The sequence below is a fragment of the Frankia nepalensis genome, from assembly GCF_016786325.1.
Classification (GTDB): Bacteria; Actinomycetota; Actinomycetes; order Frankiales; family Frankiaceae; genus Pseudofrankia; species Pseudofrankia nepalensis.
On sequence record NZ_JADWYU010000143.1, the window covers coordinates 77,141 to 94,893 of the forward strand.

9 protein-coding genes are annotated in these 17,753 nt (G+C 74.4%); all 9 read left to right on the forward strand.

The features are described 5' to 3' along the window. Positions 1-53 precede the first annotated feature (53 nt). Positions 54-1,247, forward strand: coding sequence for a PP2C family protein-serine/threonine phosphatase (locus I6A81_RS21900; RefSeq protein WP_202999141.1), 1,194 nt, complete (start codon positions 54-56; stop codon positions 1,245-1,247). Between the two features lie 11 nt (positions 1,248-1,258). Then, positions 1,259-2,962 (forward strand): sensor histidine kinase, encoded by a 1,704-nt coding sequence (locus I6A81_RS21905; protein ID WP_307874813.1) that lies wholly within the window; start codon positions 1,259-1,261, stop codon positions 2,960-2,962. Positions 2,963-2,985: 23 nt separating this feature from the next. Then, positions 2,986-3,411 (forward strand): response regulator, encoded by a 426-nt coding sequence (locus tag I6A81_RS21910; RefSeq protein WP_202999161.1) that lies wholly within the window; start codon positions 2,986-2,988, stop codon positions 3,409-3,411. 97 nt (positions 3,412-3,508) lie between these two features. Further along, the gene (locus I6A81_RS21915) at positions 3,509-5,926 is read left to right on the forward strand and encodes an ATP-binding cassette domain-containing protein (RefSeq protein ID WP_202999142.1); all 2,418 of its coding nucleotides are present in this window, start codon (positions 3,509-3,511) and stop codon (positions 5,924-5,926) included. 175 nt (positions 5,927-6,101) lie between these two features. Beyond that, complete coding sequence (locus tag I6A81_RS45705) at positions 6,102-7,007, forward strand: siderophore-interacting protein (RefSeq protein ID WP_202999144.1); 906 nt, start codon at positions 6,102-6,104, stop codon at positions 7,005-7,007. 250 nt (positions 7,008-7,257) lie between these two features. Further along, positions 7,258-8,148: an NAD(P)-dependent oxidoreductase gene (locus tag I6A81_RS21925; RefSeq protein WP_202999146.1), complete on the forward strand. Its 891-nt coding sequence runs from the start codon at positions 7,258-7,260 to the stop codon at positions 8,146-8,148. A 181-nt stretch (positions 8,149-8,329) separates the two neighbouring features. Then, positions 8,330-9,022 carry a GNAT family N-acetyltransferase gene (locus I6A81_RS21930; RefSeq protein ID WP_202999147.1) on the forward strand — a complete coding sequence of 231 codons (693 nt, stop codon included), beginning with the start codon at positions 8,330-8,332 and terminating at the stop codon, positions 9,020-9,022. A gap of 204 nt (positions 9,023-9,226) precedes the next feature. Then, the gene (locus I6A81_RS21935) at positions 9,227-16,048 is read left to right on the forward strand and encodes a non-ribosomal peptide synthetase (protein WP_203010287.1); all 6,822 of its coding nucleotides are present in this window, start codon (positions 9,227-9,229) and stop codon (positions 16,046-16,048) included. Further along, the coding region (locus I6A81_RS21940; protein WP_238441540.1) for a condensation domain-containing protein at positions 16,045-17,753 on the forward strand (1,709 nt) is incomplete at its 3' end. The genes I6A81_RS21935 and I6A81_RS21940, both read left to right, overlap by 4 nt.

Here is a 17,753-nt window from a genome sequence, read left to right on the forward strand (position 1 = left end):
TATCCGGACCGATCCAGCGGGAAGACCGAGACCGAGAGGATGCCTGAACCACCATGCGGAGCGTGGTCGAGCTGCCGGCGCAGGTGGCAGCCAAGCCCGACGAGACCGACTGGCCCGTACTGCTCGTCGAGGATGACGACGGCGACGCCTTCCTCGTCCAGGAACTCCTCGAGGAGACCTCGGCCCCCGTCCAGCTGCTACGGGCCAGCAGCATCGCCGAGGCCCGCGCGCTGGCCGACGGCGCCCGCGCCGTCCTGCTCGACCTCGGGCTGCCCGACAGCCACGGCCTGTCCGCGCTGGAAACCATGCGCCGCCTCGCGCCCCGCGCCGCGATCGTCGTCCTCACCGGGCTGGCCGACGAGCACCGCGGCATCGAAGCGCTCGCCGCCGGCGCCCAGGACTACCTCGTCAAAGGCGAGATCGACGGCAAGACCCTCGTCCGCGCGCTGCGCTACGCCCTCGAACGCCGCGACGCCGAACACTCGGCCCAGGCCCTGCGCGAGTCACAGCTGCGGGCCGAGGAGAACGCCCGCCTGGAACGCGGCCTGCTGCCGACCCCACTGCTGCGCGACACCCGGCTCGGCCACCTCGCCCGCTACCGCCCGGGACGCAGCCAGGCCCTGCTCGGCGGCGACTTCTACGACGTCGTCGAGACCCCCGACAACGTCGTCCACGTCCTGCTCGGTGACGTCTGCGGCCACGGCCCCGACGAAGCCGCCCTCGGCGCCAGCCTGCGCATCGCCTGGCGCACCCTCGTCCTCGCAGGCATTCCCGAACCGGACCGCCTCGCCTATCTTCAGGACGTCCTCGTCAGTGAACGCACCAACGACGAGCTGTTCGCCACAGTCTGCACACTGACGGTGGCACCCGACCGGGCATCGGTCAGCATGCGACTGGCCGGCCACCCCCCGCCCGCCATGATCCACCCAACGCTCGCCGCGCTGCCCGACACCGCCGTCAGCCCGGCGCTGGGGGTGCTCGACGACCTCGCCAGCGAGCAGATCACGATCCCGCTGCCTGCCGGCTGGGAACTGCTCCTGGCCACCGACGGCCTCCTCGAAGGACGCGACGGCCCGGACGGCGAGCGACTCGGCTGGGACGGCGTCCTCGCCGAGATCGCCAGCATCAGCCCGCCACCCCGCGACGACACCCTCCCTGACACGCTCATCGACCGCGTCGAGCGACGCAACGGCGGCCCGCTGACCGACGACGTCGCCCTGCTACTCCTGAGAGGGCCGACGACGTGACGGAACACGACGTGACGCAACCAGCCAGCCCGGCCACGAAGCCAGCCAGCCCGGCCACCGACGCTCCCCCGCCGCCGGCCCTTCCCGCGCCGGCCCCGGCCGGACCCAGCGGGACAGGGCGGCTGGGGGTGATCGCCCGCTCCTGGCCGCTGGGACGTCGCCTGGCGGCGGCGTTGGCCCTGACGTCGATCGTCCTGCTCACCGGCGTCGGCCTGATCACCACCAGCCTGGTCCGGCTGGAGCAGTCGATCCACGAGCGGACCGACATCCTCTCGCCGGCCAGGACTCGGTCCGCCCAGCTCATGACCAGCCTGGTCGACCAGGAGACCGGCCTGCGCGGCTACCTCCTCGACGGCAGGGGCGCCTCGCTCCAGCCGTACGACGAGGGCCGCGCGGATCAGGACGCCCACCTGGCCCGGCTCGACGAGCTCGTCGGCGGCCGGCCCGACCTCGCCGACGAGCTCGGCGCGCTGCGGGCCCGGGTCGCCGACTGGCACCGGCAGTACGCCGACCCGGTGGCGGAGGCGGCCCGGCGCGGCGACGCGGACGCCGCCCGCGCCATCGACCCGGTGAACATCGGCAAGCCGGCGTTCGACGCGGTCCGGACCGCGAACGAACGCTTCGACACCGAGCTGACGGCCAAGGCGGTGGCCGCCCGGGACCGGGTGTCGGCCACGTTGCGCCAGTTCGTCGTGATCCTGATCGTCGTGGGCGTCGCCTTCGTGGCGCTGATGGCCGGCCTCGTCCGCGCGCTGCGCGGCTGGGTCACCGGTCCGCTCGGGCGGATCGGGCAGGACGCCCGGACCGTCGCCGGCGGCAAGCTCGACCACACGGTGGCCCGGGCCGGGCCGCCCGACGTCGCCGAACTGGCCGAGAACGTCGAGAACATGCGGCTTCAGCTCGTCCATGAGCTGGGCACGGTCTGGGAGGCCGCCGCCAAGCTGGAGGAGCAGGCCGACGCGCTGCGCCGGTCCAACCGGGACCTCGAGCAGTTCGCCTACGTCGCGTCCCACGACCTGCAGGAACCGCTGCGCAAGGTGGCCAGCTTCTGCCAGCTGCTGGAGCGGCGGTACGGCGACCAGCTCGACGAGCGCGGCCAGCAGTACATCGACTTCGCGGTCGACGGCGCCAAGCGGATGCAGAAGCTCATCAACGACCTGCTGGCGTTCTCCCGGGTCGGGCGGACCACCGACGCGTTCGTGCCGGTCGACCTGCGCGACGCGCTGGGCCGGGCCACGCAGGCCCTCGCGACGTCGGTCGAGGCGTCCGGGGCCGAGATCACCTCCGACCAGCTCCCCACGGTCGCGGGCGACCCGTCCCTGCTCGCGGCCGTCTTCCAGAACCTGGTCGGCAACGCGATCAAGTTCCAGGGGAAGGACACCCCGCGGATCCACATCGGCGTCACCGAGCGGGACGACACCTGGGAGCTGTCCTGTTCCGACAACGGCATCGGCATCGAGGCCGACTACGCCGAGAAAATCTTCGTCATCTTTCAACGCCTGCATCGGCGGGAAAGCTACGAGGGAACCGGCATCGGCCTGGCGCTGGTCCGCAAGATCATCGAGTTTCACGGCGGGGTGATCTGGTTGGATACCGATGTGGAGTCCGGCACGACCTTTCGCTGGACCCTTCCCAAGAACGTGACGCGCGTCTCCATTCCGCCGATCACCGAGACCGTGGCTCCCCCGAGCGCCGCACATCAAGGAGCAGTGTGACGAACCCGCTTCCCGAGCCCGTGATGCCGATCGAGGTGCTCCTCGTCGAAGACGACCCCGGCGACGTGCTGATGACCCGGGAGGCGTTCGAGGACCACAAGGTCAAAAACAACCTGCACGTCGTCAGCGACGGCGTCGAGGCGCTGAGCTTCCTGCGCGGCGAGGGGGAGTACACCGGCAGTCCCCGGCCCGACCTGATCCTGCTCGACCTCAACCTCCCGCTCAAGGACGGCCGGGAGGTGCTGGCCGAGGTCAAGTCGGACAACAAGCTGCGGCGCATCCCGGTGATCGTGCTGACCACGTCCGAGGCCGAGGAGGACGTGCTGCGCAGCTACGACCTGCACGCCAACGCCTACATCACCAAGCCCGTGGACTTCGAGCGGTTCGTCGACGTCGTCCGGCACATCGACGACTTCTTCATCAGCGTGGTCCGCCTTCCTGGCCACTGACCGTCACGGCGCGTCACACACGGCCGGCGGCACGGGACCACACACCGGTCAGGAATGGAGAAGCGCGGATCCCTGGGCCGCCGTTAGCGTGGCTGCCATGGTCACAGTTGGAGACGCGACGAGCACGGCCTCGGGCACGGACACGCGGTCGCCCGCGCCGCATGCCGCCGACAGCCACGGTCTGATCCGCGTGCAGGGCGCGCGCGAGAACAACCTCAAGGACGTCAGTATCGAGATCCCGAAGCGCCGGCTGACGGTGTTCACGGGAATCTCCGGCTCGGGCAAGAGCTCGCTGGTGTTCGGCACCATCGCGGCGGAGTCGCAGCGGCTGATCAACGAGACCTACAGCGCCTTCGTGCAGGGCTTCATGCCGACGCTGGCGCGGCCCGAGGTCGACGTGCTCGAAGGGCTGACGACCGCGATCATCGTCGACCAGGAGCGGATGGGCGCCAACTCCCGCTCCACCGTCGGCACCGTCACCGACGCCAACGCCATGCTGCGCATCGTCTTCAGCCGGCTCGGGCTGCCGCACATCGGCTCGCCGAACGCGTATTCCTTCAACGTCCCCTCGGTCCGCGCGAGCGGCGCGATCACGGTCGAGCGCGGGAACAAGAAGACCGTGACGGCGACCTTCAGCCGTACCGGCGGCATGTGCCCGCGCTGCGAGGGCATGGGACAGGTCTCCGACATCGACCTCACCCAGCTCTTCGACGAGACCAAGACCCTCGCCGAGGGGGCGATCACGGTCCCGGGCTTCAGCGCCGACGGCTGGTACGGGCGGATCTTCTCGGCCGTGGTGCCGGGCGACGTGCCCATCGCCAGGTTCACCAAGAAGCAGCGCGAGGAGTTCCTGTACGGCGAGGCCCGCAGGATCAAGGTCGACAACATCAACCTGACCTACGAGGGGCTCGTCCCCCGGATCCAGAAGTCGATGCTCTCCAAGGACGTCGACTCCCTGCAGCCGCACGTCCGCGCGTTCGTCGAGCGGGCGGTGACGTTCACGGCCTGCCCCGAGTGCGGCGGCACCCGGCTGTCCGAGGCGGCCCGGTCGTCGAAGATCAAGGGGATCAACATCGCGGACGCCTGCGCGATGCAGATCAGCGACCTGGCCGACTGGGTGCGCGCCCTCGACGAGCCGTCCGTGGCGCCGCTGCTGGCGGCGCTGCGGGGCACCCTCGACTCGTTCGTGGAGATCGGCCTCGGCTACCTGTCGCTGGACCGGCCCACGGGGACGCTCTCGGGCGGCGAGGCGCAGCGCACCAAGATGATCCGGCACCTCGGGTCGTCGCTGACCGACGTCACCTACGTCTTCGACGAGCCCACGACGGGCCTGCACCCGCACGACATCGCGCGGATGAACGACCTGCTGCTGCGGCTGCGGGACAAGGGCAACACGGTGCTCGTCGTGGAGCACAAGCCGGAGGCGATCGCGATCGCCGACCACGTCGTCGACCTCGGCCCCGGCGCCGGCACGGCGGGCGGCACCGTCTGCTTCGAGGGCACCGTCGCGGGCCTGCGGGCCAGTGGCACCATCACCGGTCGCCATCTCGACGACCGGGCCGCCCTGAAGAAGACGGTGCGCACGCCCATCGGCAGGCTCGCGATCCGCGGCGCGACGAAGCACAACCTGCGCGACGTCGACGTCGACATCCCGCTCGGGGTGCTCGTCGTCGTCACCGGCGTCGCCGGCTCCGGGAAGAGCTCGCTCGTGCACGGCTCGCTGCCGCATCTGTCGGGCCCGGCCGGCGCGAACGTGGTGTCGATCGACCAGGGCGCGATCCGCGGCTCCCGCCGGAGCAACCCGGCGACCTACACCGGGCTGCTCGACCCGGTCCGCAAGGCGTTCGCGAAGGCCAACGGCGTGAAGCCGGCACTGTTCAGCGCCAACTCCGAGGGCGCCTGCCCCACCTGCAACGGCGCGGGCGTCATCTACACCGACCTGGCGATGATGGCCGGCGTCGCCACCACCTGCGAGGACTGCGAGGGCAGGAGGTTCGACGCCTCGGTCCTCGAATACCGTCTCGGCGGCCGCGACATCAGCGAGGTGCTCGCGATGTCGGTGGCCGAGGCCGGGGAGTTCTTCGGCGCCGGCGAGGCACGCACGCCGGCCGCGCACGCCGTCCTCGGCCGGCTCGCCGACGTCGGGCTCGGCTACCTCACCCTCGGCCAGCCGCTCACCACGCTGTCCGGCGGCGAGCGGCAGCGCCTCAAGCTCGCCACCCAGATGGGCGAGAAGGGCGGCGTCTACGTCCTCGACGAGCCGACCACCGGCCTGCACCTCGCCGACGTCGAACAGCTGCTCGGCCTGCTCGACCGGCTGGTCGACGCCGGCAAGTCGGTCATCGTCGTCGAGCACCACCAAGCGGTCATGGCGCACGCCGACTGGATCATCGACCTCGGCCCCGGCGCCGGCCACGACGGCGGCCGGATCGTCTTCGAGGGCACCCCCGCCGACCTCGTCGCCGCGCGCAGCACCCTCACCGGCGAGCACCTGGCGGCCTACGTCGGCGCCTGAGTACCTGCTGCTGGCGCGGGCCGCCGTTGGGCCATTCGGCGGATGACGGCGGCGCGGGCCGTTACCGTCGGAGTATCGGCGCCCTCCAACGCCCGGACAGGGGACGAAACCTCCCACGCCAACACACCTTAGGTTAGCCTTCCTTTATCGGTCAGACCGATAGGAGGAGGGTGTCGTGGCAGGGATCCGGCAGGAGATCCGCCGCATCACGCGAACCGGATCCGCTCGGCTCGCCTGCGTCGTCAGCGTCGAGTCCGTGACCGTCGTGTCCCCCGGCTTCGCCAGGGTCACCGTTCGCGGCGACGGGCTCGACGCGTACCGCGACGTCATGCCCGCCGACGCGTTCAAGGCGATGCTCCCCCCGGACGCGCGGTCAACCGTCGACGGCGTCGAATGGGACGCGAACGGCCTGCCCCGGTGGCCGTCCACGGGCCGCGCGCCGCTTCCCCGGGCGTTCACCGTCCGCCGGTTCGATCCCGCCGCCCGGCGCATCGAGTTCGACGCCATGCTGCACGCCGGTGGACTCGTCCGGTCCTGGCTGGACCGGGCAAGGCCGGGCGCGACCATCGGCCTCATCGGGATGCGGCGGGACTTCTACGCCGGGGACGGGGTGACCCGCCATGTGATCGCCGCCGACTCGAGCGCGCTGCCCGCGGTGGCGGCCATCGTCGAGTCCCTGGACCCGGGCGTCCGGGCGACGGTCTACCTCGCGGTCGACCACGACGCCGACCTGGCGCTCGTGCCCGCGCGCGACGGCGTCGAGGTCGTTCGGGTGGCCGGCGGTTCGCCCGCCGGCGCGGGCTCACCGCTGGAGAAGGCGCTGCGCGAGCGTGAGCGCCCGGGCGGGCGCGTCCAGGCCTGGCTCGCCGCCGAGGCCGGCGTGGTCCGGGCGCTGCGCCGGTGGGCCCTGGCGGATCTCGCCGTCTCGATCGACGACCTGCATGCCACCGCCTACTGGAAGGCCGGCCTGGACAGCGACGCCCGCGACGGGGCCGACCTCGTGCGCTACGGGTCCGAGCTGGCGGCCGGCGGCGACCCGACGGACCCGGGACTCCGCGAGCGCGTCGAGCTCGAGGTCTGAGCCGCGCGGCCCGGTCCGGCCGAGCAAGGCGCCAGATCGGGCCGCGGGATCCGCGCGACGCAGGCAGGGCAGCCGTATCCCGACCGGGCATCGATCTTCTGGACATCGTCCGGGTCCGGCTCCGAGGTGGCATCTCCTCCCGGACGCCCAGCGCGCCGAGGCGCGCGAATGGTACCGCTACCACCCGAAAGATGACGCCGAGGTTTGGTTAAGTTAACCTAAGGCAACTCGGCTGGTTTCGGGAGGTGTGGTGAAGATCGGTTTTGTCGGACTCGGCACGATGGGACGCCCCATGGCCAGGCGGCTGCTGGCCGCGGGCCACGAGCTGGCGTGCGCGTCCCGGTCCCCCGGGCCCGTGCGCGAGCTCGCCGCCCTCGGGGCACAACCCCTGCCGACCGCCGCCGACGTCGTGGCGCGATCCGAGATCACTTTCCTGTGCCTGCCGGACGACGAGGCGGTCCGCTCGGTCGTCAGGGAATGCCTGCCGGTCGTGCGCGGCCGCGTGATCGTCGACCACTCGACAGTCGGCCCCGCCACCGAGACGCAACTGGGCGAACTCGTGCGGGAGGCGGGCGGCCACTACCTCGACGCACCCGTCTCGGGCGGGCCGCAGGGCGCCGAGGCCGGCACGCTGGCCGTCATGGTCGGCGGCGACCCGGACGTCTTCGAGACGGCGCGCCCGGTCATCGACGCCTACGCCGGCTACCTCGCCCTCGCGGGCGACGTCGGCGCCGGCCAGGTCGTCAAGCTCTGCAACCAGGTGCTGGTGTGCGCCCAGCTGCTCACGCTCGCCGAATGCGCCGAGCTGGCCCAGTCCTCCGGAGTGGACCCCCAGGCGCTGCACGACGCGCTCGCCCACTCCACCGGCGACAGCTTCATCGCGCGCTCCCGGTTCCCCGTGCCGGGGGTGGCGCCGCACAGCCCGGCCTCCAACGACTGGCGGCCGGACTTCACGACGGCGCTGATGCACAAGGACATCGACCTCGCCTGGGCCCACGGCAACCGGGTCGGCGCCCCGCCGCTCTCGGCACTGCGCGTCCTCGACCTGCTCGCCCAGAACATCCGGTCCGGCAACGCCGGGCTCGACTTCTCCTCCTTCGCCACGCTGGTGCCGGACCGCCCCCGGCAGGAGACGCGCTGACCGTCACCGACTGCCGCTGATCGCCGCTTCCCCCCGGGACACGGGATCACCGTGGGCGCCTGCCCACGGCACCAGCCGGCCCGCCCCGGCCCAGGAGGCCGAGGCCGCACCACCGCCGCCTCCCGGCCACCGCGGCCGGCCGCGGCCACCCGGAGTCCGATCCTCACGGAGGTCATCAACCATGCCCGCGCAATCCGCGCCCGCCGCGACGGCGGCCACCGAGTCCGACGAGGACAATCTCCTGCCACGGCTGCGGGTAGCGGGCCTCTCCCCCCAGGTCCTCGCGGTCCCGGCGCCGCCGCTGCCGACGATGCCGGCGCCGTTCGACCTGCGGCTCGCCGACCCCGACGCCGACGCCGAGCTGGTGTCGGAATGGATGAGCCACGACCTGCTGATCCACACCTGGAACTCCGCCTGGCCGGCCGAGCGCTGGCGGCGCTACATCCGGGCGCAGCTGGACAGTGACTTCTCCCGTCCGCTGATGCTGAGCTACGAGGGCACCACGGTCGGCTACCTGGAGCTGTACCGGGCGTCCCGGGACACGATCTCCACCTTCTACGCCGCCGACCCCTGGGACCTAGGCCTGCATGCCGCGGTCGTGGTGCGCTCGGCCATGCCCGCCAGCGGCGTCGCCGACGGCCTGCGCGGCCTCGTGGAGGGCGCGTTCCGCGCGGAGGCCCGCTGCCGCCGGGTCATGTTCGAGCCCGACCACCGCAACACCCCCGCCCGGCTGGTCTGCGAGCGGGCCGGCTGCCAGCAGCTGGGCATGCACCACATGCCCACCCGCAAGATCGCGCTGTACGCCTTGCCGCGCGACCCGAACGACGCACCGCCCGCCTACCAGAGCCTCGAGGCCTCCGCGCCCGCCGGCTGACCGTGTTCCTGCCCGCCGGCCCGCCGCGCCGCGTCATCCCGCGAGACGGCCGGAAGGCGGGCAGGAACCGGGCGGGCGGCGCCCCGGGGCCGCGCGCTCGCCTGGTCACCGCCGCGCGGGAGCCACCTCACGAACGCCCGTCCACCACCGCCGTACCCAGACAACGTGACCAGCTGACTTCGCGGAGCCGGAGGCCGAAAAGGCATGGGGAACGACACCGACCGCAGGCTCGCCCTGCTGCGACGAACCATTGCCGAACGCGGCCTCACCCGCCAGGAGCCGGCCGCCGCGCCGCCCCCGCGCCGGGGCGGCGACGCCCGCTACCCCCTGTCGTCCGGCCAGCGCCGCATGTGGTTCCTGTACCAGGTCGACACCGACCGCGCCGACCTGAACGTCGGCGTGGCCATGCGGCTGTCCGGCCCGCTGGACCAGGACCGGCTGGCCCGCGCGGCGACCGCCGTGGCCGACCGCCACGAGATCCTGCGCACCACCTATCACGTGGACGCCGACGGCCTCCCCTACCAGGTCGTCCACGTCGAGCCGGCGCTCCGGCTCGCCGCCGACGACCTGCGCCCGCTGCCGCCGGACGGCCAGGACCAGCGCGTGCACGCGCTCGCCGCGGACGAGTTCGCCCGCCCGTTCGACCTGACCCGCGACGCGCCGCTGCGGCTGACCCTGCTGCGCACCGGCGACGACGAGCATGTCCTGCTGCTGGTCGCGCACCACATCGCGTGGGACGACGACTGCTGGGAGCCGTTCTTCGCCGACCTCTCCCAGGCGTACCAGGCGGGCGCCGCCGACCCGGCCCCGCCCGCGCAGTACCTCGACCTGCAGGTCCTCGGCCCGTCGGCGCGCCCCGGTGGCGAGGCCGACGCCGCGGACCTCGCCTACTGGCGGGACGCGCTCGCGGGGTCGATCGAGCCCCTCGAGCTGCCCGGCGCGCACGGCGCGCCGGCCCCCACCGGCACGATCGGCTCCTCCGGAGCGAGCGGGCACAGTCAGGTGGGCCTGCCCGCCGAGGTCGCCGCCGAGATCCGCTCGCTGGCCCGGTCGCTGCGGGCCAGCCCGTTCGCCGTGCTGACCGCCGGGTTCGCCGCCCTGATGCACCGCGCCACCGGCGCCGGCGACCTGGTCGTCGTCACGCCGGTCGTCGACCGGCCCGGCCGGCACGCGGCGGGCGCGCTCGGGTACTTCGGCAACACGCTGCCCCTGCGCGTCCAGGTCACGTCGCCCGCTTCCTTCCAGGCGCTCGTCGAGCACACCCGCGACGTGTGCGCCGGGGCCTTCGCCCATCAGGGCGTCGGCCTGGAGCGCATCGTCGCCGAGGCGCTCGCCGACCGGGGCGACGGCCTGGACACGCTGGCCCGCGTCGGGTTCGGCGCGCGCTCCGGCGCGTGGACGGGGCTCGCCGTACCCGGCCTGCGCTCCGAGCGGCTCGACCTGCACGGCGCCGTCGCGCAGCTGCCGTTCGAGGTGATGGCGCAGCCGACCGCCGACGACTCCTGGCTGCTGGAGGCGACCTACCAGGCCGACGTCGTGTCCGGCCCGGTGGCCGGCCTGCTGCTCGAGCAGCTCGTCGTCCTGCTCACCGCGGCGGTCCGCCACCCGGACACCCCCGTCGGCGACCTGCCGGTGCTGAGCGATCGGCGCCGCGCCGAGCTCGTCGGCTTCTCGACCGGCCGGCCCGGCACGCTCGTGGCGCCGACGCTGCCGGACTTCGTCGCCCGGCAGGCCCGGCGCACCCCGGACTCTCCGGCCGTGGTGACCTCCGAGGGCACCCTGACCTACGCCGAGCTGACCGCGCGCGCCTACCGGCTCGCGCACCGGCTGATCCGCCAGGGCATCGGCACCGAGGACCTCGTGGCGCTGCGCTACCCGCGCGGCCTGGACATGGTGGTCGCGACGCTCGGCGTCGTCGCCAGCGGCGCCGCCTACCTCCCCGTCGATCCCGAGTATCCGGCGGACCGGATCGAGTACATGCTGGCCGACGCCCAGCCTCGCCTCGTCCTGGACGGGCCGCTGGACCTCGACCCGCTGGACCTCGACGGCCCGGCGGACCTGGACGACCCGCCGCTGCCCGACACCGAGCCCACGGACGCCGACCGGGTCAGGCCGCTGCTGCCGGACAACACGGCGTACGTCATCTACACCTCGGGCTCGACGGGCGCCCCCAAGGGAGTGCCCGTCTCGCACGCGGCGATCTGCGGCCACCTGTCGTGGCTCGCCGAGGAGTACCCGGTCGGGGCCGACGACGCGCTGCTGCAGGTGGCCTCGCCCAGCTTCGACGTGTCGGTCGGCGAGCTGTTCGGGCCGCTGTGCGTCGGCGCGCGCCTCGTCATCCCGCGCCCCGGCGGCCTGCAGGACCTGCCGTACCTGACCGCGCTACTCAACGAGGAGCGCATCAGCTGGATGCACTTCGTCCCCTCGCTGCTCGACCTGTTCCTGAGCCTGCCAGGCACGGCGGACTGGAAGTCGCTGCGCCTGGTTCCCATCGGCGGCGAGGCGCTGTCCGGCGAGCTCGCCGACCGGTTCCGGCGCACGTTCGACGCCAGCCTGCACAACTTCTACGGCCCCACCGAGACGACGCTCGCCGCGACCCGCTACATCGTGGACGCGGCGCAGGGCACCCGCACCGTGCCGATCGGCTCCCCCAAGGGCGACACCCAGGTCTACGTCCTCGACGACCGGCTGCGGCTGGTGCCGCCCGGCACGGTCGGGGAGATCTACATCGGCGGCGGCCAGCTGGCCCGCGGCTACCTGCGCCGGCCCGGCCTGACCGCGTCCCGGTTCGTCGCCGACCCGGTCCGGCCGGGCGGCGGCCGGGTGTACCGCACCGGCGACCTGGGCCGCTGGAACGCCGACGGCGAGCTGGAGTTCGTCGGCCGCGCCGACGAGCAGGTGAAGATCCGCGGGTTCCGGGTGGAGCTGGGCGAGATCGGGGCCGTCCTCGCCCGCCACCCCGAGGTGCGCCAGTGCGTCGTCGTCGCCACCACGGCCGAGCGGCTGGGGACCGTCCTCGTCGCCTACGTGGTGCCCGAAAGCCACCGGTCCGCCGAGCGCTGGCAGCGCGAGTGGGCCGGCCCCGACGGGCTGGAGGGGCAGCTGCGCGACCATCTCGCCCGCGCGCTGCCCGCCCACATGGTGCCGACCGCGTTCGTCCGGGTCGGCCAGATCCCCGTCACGGCCAACGGCAAGGTCGACCGGGCGGCCCTGCCCGCCCCGGACCTGGACACGCGCCGGCCCGACCGTGAGCCGTCGACGGCGACCGAGCGGCTCATGTGCGCCGCCTTCGCCGAGACGCTCGGCCGCGACCAGGTGGGCGTGGACGCCGGATTCTTCGAGCTCGGCGGGCATTCGCTGCTGGCCACCTCGCTCCTGTCCGCGGTCGAGACCCGCATCGGCGTGCGGCTACGGCTCGCCGACGCGTTCGAGGCGCCCACCCCGGCCGGCCTCGCCGCGCTCGTCGACGCCCGGCTGGCCGGCGCCGCCCCGGACCGCCCCGAGCTGCCGCGGATCGTCGCCCGCCCCGACCGCCCCGAGCGGCCGCCGCTGTCGTTCGCCCAGCTGCGCCAGTGGGTCGGCTACCGGGTCGACGGGCCGCGCAGCACCTACAACATCCCGTTCGCCGCCAGGATCGAGGGCGAGCTCGACGTCGCCGCCCTCGGCGCGGCGCTGGGCGACCTGACCGACCGGCACGAGGTGCTGCGCACCAGCTACCCGGACGTCGACGGCGTGCCCCACCAGGAGATCTGGCCGGCGTTCCGGCCGGACCTGTCGGTCGTCGACCTGGCAGGGGAGCCGGACCCGGAGGCCGCGGCGCGGACCCGGCTGGCGGGTCTCGCCGGGCACCTGTTCGACCTCGCCGCCGCGCCGCCGATCCAGGCGACCGTGCTGCGGGTGGGTCCCCGGCTGCACTGGCTGTCCGTGGTGGTCCACCACATCGCGGCCGACGAGTGGTCGGCGCCCGTGCTGTTCCAGGACATGATCACCGCCTACCGGGCCCGGCTCGGCGGCGCGGCCCCGGGCTGGGACCCGCTGCCCGTCCAGTACGCCGACTACGCCCTCTGGCAGCGCGACCTGTTCACCCCGCGCGCCCCCGAGACGCACTCGGACGACCCGGCGCGGCCGCTCGCGGCGCCGGACGGCGAGCCCCAGCTCGACACCGAGCAGGCCGCGTTCTGGAGCAGGACCCTGGCCGACCTGCCCGAGGACACCGCCGTGGGCCGCGACCGGCCCCGTCCCCGGGTCCAGTCCGACCAGGGCGACACCGTCCCGCTGCGGGTACCGCCGGCGCTGCGCCAGCGGCTCGCCGCGCTCGCCCGGGAGACCGACGCGACCGAGTTCATGGTGCTGCAGACCGCCGTGGCGCTCACCCTGCACGCGCTCGGCGCCGGCACCGACATCCCGCTGGGCACGCCGGTCGCCGGCCGCACCCGCCCGGAGGTCGGCCAGACCGTCGGCATGTTCGTCAACACCCTGGTGCTGCGCAACGACCTGTCGGGCGCGCCGACCGGGCGGGAGCTGCTGCGGCGGACCCGCGCGCTGGCGCTCGACGCCCTCGCCCACCAGGACCTGCCGTTCGAGCGGCTGGTGGACGTGCTCAACCCGGCCCGCACCACGGCCCGCCACCCGCTGTTCCAGGTCCTGGTGCACCTGCGCGAGTCCGGGCTGCTCAGCGCGGCACTGGACGAGCGCGGCGCTACGCTGCGCACCGAGGCACCCACCGAGACCACGGCCAAGTTCGACCTGACGTTCGACTTCTACGCCGACGGCGACGGCTTCGGCGGCGGGATCAACTACCGGGTCGAGCTCTACGACCGGGCCACCGCGCAGACCATGGCCGACCGCCTGCTGCGGGTGCTCGACGCGCTCGCGACGGCCCCCGACAGCCCGCTGCCCGCGATCGACGTGCTGTCCGCGGACGAACGCGCCGCCGTGGTGGAGACGTGGAGCTGGCCCGACCCCGAGCCCGGCCCGACCCCCGAGCCCTTCCCGGCGACCGTGGCCGAGCTGCTCGCGCGGGCCCGCCGCGACGCGCCCACCGACCGGCTGGTGCGGTGCGGCGCGGCGACGATCGACCACGCGACGCTGCACGAGCACGCTGACCGGCTGGCCGGTCACCTGCGCGCGCTCGGCGCGGGCCCGGACGCCTTCGTCGCGGTGGCGCTCCCACGCACGCTCGACATGCTCGTGGCGCTGGTCGCCGTGATGAAGGCCGGCGCGGCCTTCCTGCCGCTCGACCTGCGGCTGCCCACCGAGCGGCTCGCCTTCATGCTCGCCGACGCGCGGCCCGTCTGCGTGCTCACCACCGAGGCGGTCGCCGCCCAGCTACCCCCGCCCGGCGGCGAAGCCGACGGCCACGGCTCAGTCGGCGGCGAAACCGACGGCCAGGTTCAGGCCGGCCGCGAGGCCGACGGCGCCGCCCCCGCTTCCCACTCGCCCCACGTGCTGCTCGACGACCCGGCCACCCAGGCCGCCATCGCCGCCGCCGGCCCGCCGCCGGCCGAGCTCGGCCTGCGCGGCGACCACGCCGCCTACCTGCTGTTCACGTCCGGGTCGACCGGCGTGCCCAAGGGGGTCGTCGGCACCCAGCGCGCCATGGCCAACCGGCTCGCCTGGCAGCCCGGGCGCTACCCCGTCGACGACCCGGACGTCCGGCTCGCGCAGGGCGCGCTGAGCTTCCTCGACGGCCCGCTGGAACTGCTCGCAGCCGTCGCGGCCGGCGCGGAGATCCTGCTCGCCGACGACGAGCAGGCCCGCGACCTGTCGGCCCTGGCCGAACTCCTGCGGGCGCACCCGGTCGGCCAGGTGACGATGGTGGCGAGCGCCGTCAGCGCCCTCGTCGACACGGCGCCCGACGCCGTCGACTCGGTGCGCCGCTGGGTGTGCAGCGGCGAGCCGCTGCTCGACCCGCTGCTCGACCGGCTCGGCGCCGCCGCGCCCGACTGCCACCTGGTCAACTCCTACGGGGCGACCGAGACGGCCGGCGCCATGGTGCGCGCGACCGTCGAGCCGGGCCGGCTCGCCGCCGGCCGGCCGGTGCCAGGTGTGCGGATCGTCGTGGTCGACGAGGTGCTGCGCCCCGTGCCGCCGGGCACCGTCGGCGAGATCTGCGTGTCCGGCGCGCAGCTCGCCCGCGGGTACTGGCGCCGCCCCGGCCTGACCGCCAGCCGGTTCGTCGCGGACCCGTTCGCCACCGAACCGGGCGGGCGCCTCTACCTCACCGGCGACCGCGGCTGGTGGGACGCCGACGGGCGGCTGCGCTTCGCCGGCCGGGCCGACCACCAGGTCAAGCTGCGCGGCTTCCGGATCGAGCTCGGCGAGGTGGAGGCGGCGCTTCGGGCCGTTCCCGGCGTCAGCGCCGCCGCCGCGCGCCTGCATCCGCTGCACGGCGCGGACGCCATCGTCGGCTACGTCGTGCGCGGCACCGCCGACACAGAGACCGCTGAGGACGGCACGGCCAGCGGACTGGACGACCGCGCGTTCGCGGACCTGGTCCGGGCGCGGGTGGCCGACCGGCTGCCCAGCTACGCGGTCCCCGCGGTCGTCGTCGTCCTGGCGGACCTGCCGCTGACCGGATCCGGCAAGATCAACCGACCGGCCCTGCCGGCGCCGGACCTGGCCACGACCGCGGTCGCCGACGAGCTGACCACCGACACCGAGCGGGCCCTCGCCGCGATCCTGGCCGAGGTGCTCGGCGTGCCCCAGGTCGGGCGTTCGGACCGGTTCTTCGCCCTCGGCGGCGACAGCATCGTCTCCATCCAGGTGTCCGCCAAGGCGCGGGAGGCGGGCCTGCCGCTCGAGCCCAGGCTGCTGTTCGAGCACGACACGGTCGCCGCGGTCGCCGCCGCGATCGACGAGGCCCGCGCCGACGCCGACGCCGACGCGGACCGCGACGGCGAACCGGGCGGCGCGGACCGCGACGGGACGGACAGCTGGCTGGCCCCCGAGACCGACCCGATGAGCGCGTCCGGACTGGGCGCGACCGACCTCGCCGCGCTCGAGCGCGCCTGGAGGACCCGATGAGCACCACCGACGCGCCGGGCCGGCGCATCGTCGACGTCCTCGCGCTGACCCCGCTGCAGACCGGGCTGTACGCGCTCGCGCAGGCACGCGAGCCGGGCGCCGTCGACCCATACACCATCCAGTTCGTCGCCGACATCGACGGCCCGCTCGACGTCGACCTGCTGCGGCGCGCCACGGTGGGGCTGCTGGACCGGCACCCGAACCTGCGGGTGTCGTTCTGGGACCGCGACCTGCCGCACCCGGTGCAGATCGTCCCGGACCGCGCCGCGCCGGCCTGGCGGGAGGTGGTCTGCGCCCGCACCGAGCTCGACGCACTGGCCGACCGGGAGCGGCGCGTCCCGTTCGACCTCGCCGCCGGCCCGGCGATGCGTTTCGCCCTCGCCAGGACCGAGCCCGGCCATCACCGGCTGATCGGGACGGTGCACCACATCGTCGTCGACGGCTGGTCGGTGCCGACGATGCTGCGCGACCTGGTCGCCGGCTACCTCGGCGGCGGCCGGACCGACCACCTGCCCCCGGTCCGGCCGTACCGCGACTACGTGGCCTGGCTCGGCCGCCAGGACCCCGCCCAGACGCGGGCCGCCTGGCGGGACTACCTCGCGGGTCTCGCCGAGCCGTCGATCCTGGCCCCCGGCCGGCGCGGGACGGCCGCCGCGCTGCCGGTCTCGGTCGAGGTCGGCCTGGACGCCGCCGACACCGCCCGGCTGACCGGCTGGGCGCGCGAGCGCGGGCTCACCGTCAACACGCTCACCCAGTTCGCCTGGGCGGTGCTGCTCGGCCGGCTCACCGACCGCCGCGACGTGGTGTTCGGGGCGACCGTCGCGGGCCGCCCCGAGCAGCTCACCGGCGTGGAGGACATGGTCGGCCTGTTCATCAACACGGTGCCGGTCCGGGCCCGGCTGGACACCGCCGCCACCGTCGCGTCCGGCTGCGCCGACCTGCAGCGCCGGGTGGTCGCCATGCGGTCGCACGGCGGGGTCGGGCTCGCCGCCCTGCAAAGGCTGTCTGGCCATCCCGAGCTGTTCGACACCCTGATGGTGTTCCAGAACGCGCCGCGCGGGTCGATGGCCGACGTGATCCACGCCCCGGACGGCGTCGTGTTCACGCCGCTGCGGCTGGACAGCCTCACCCACTACCCGCTCACGCTGGTGCCCTACATCACCGAGGGCGAGCTGCGCGTCGTGCTGGAGCACCGCGCCGACCTGCTGCCCACCGTCGACCCGGGCGAGCTCGGCGCCCGGCTGCTGGGGGTGCTGCGCACCCTGCCCAGCCACGCCGACGCCGACCCGGACACGCTCGACATCCTCCTGCCCGGCGAGCGCGCCACACTGCTCGCCCCGGCGGCGCCTCCCCGGCTTCCGGACGCCGGGGAGGCGACCGCGCCGGACGCGGCCATCGCGGACGCGACCGCGCCGGACACGGACACGGACACGGACACGGACACGGCGGACGCGATCACGCCGGGCGAGGCCGCGCCACACACGGCCACCCCGGACGCGGCCGCGGCGGGGCGCGCGCAGCCGCGGACCGTCGCCGACCTGTTCTGGCGGCACGTCCGGGAAACGCCGGCGGCGCTGGCCATGACCTGGTCCACGGACTCCCCGGTCAGCGCCGACCTGGGTGCCGAGCCCGGCCGGGGGGGGGGCGCCCGCCGGGGCGGCCGCCCCCCCCCGCGCGCCCCCCCCCGGGTGGCGCGCGGGCGGGG

Bases quoted from the DNA above. Each gene is read 5' to 3' on its own strand.
- I6A81_RS21935 (WP_203010287.1), top strand. From the start codon at position 9,227: ATGGGGAACGACACCGACCGCAGGCTCGCCCTGCTGCGACGAACCATT.
- I6A81_RS21915 (WP_202999142.1), top strand. From the start codon at position 3,509: ATGGTCACAGTTGGAGACGCGACGAGCACGGCCTCGGGCACGGACACG.
- I6A81_RS21930 (WP_202999147.1), top strand. From the start codon at position 8,330: ATGCCCGCGCAATCCGCGCCCGCCGCGACGGCGGCCACCGAGTCCGAC.
- I6A81_RS21900 (WP_202999141.1), top strand. From the start codon at position 54: ATGCGGAGCGTGGTCGAGCTGCCGGCGCAGGTGGCAGCCAAGCCCGAC.
- I6A81_RS21910 (WP_202999161.1), top strand. From the start codon at position 2,986: ATGCCGATCGAGGTGCTCCTCGTCGAAGACGACCCCGGCGACGTGCTG.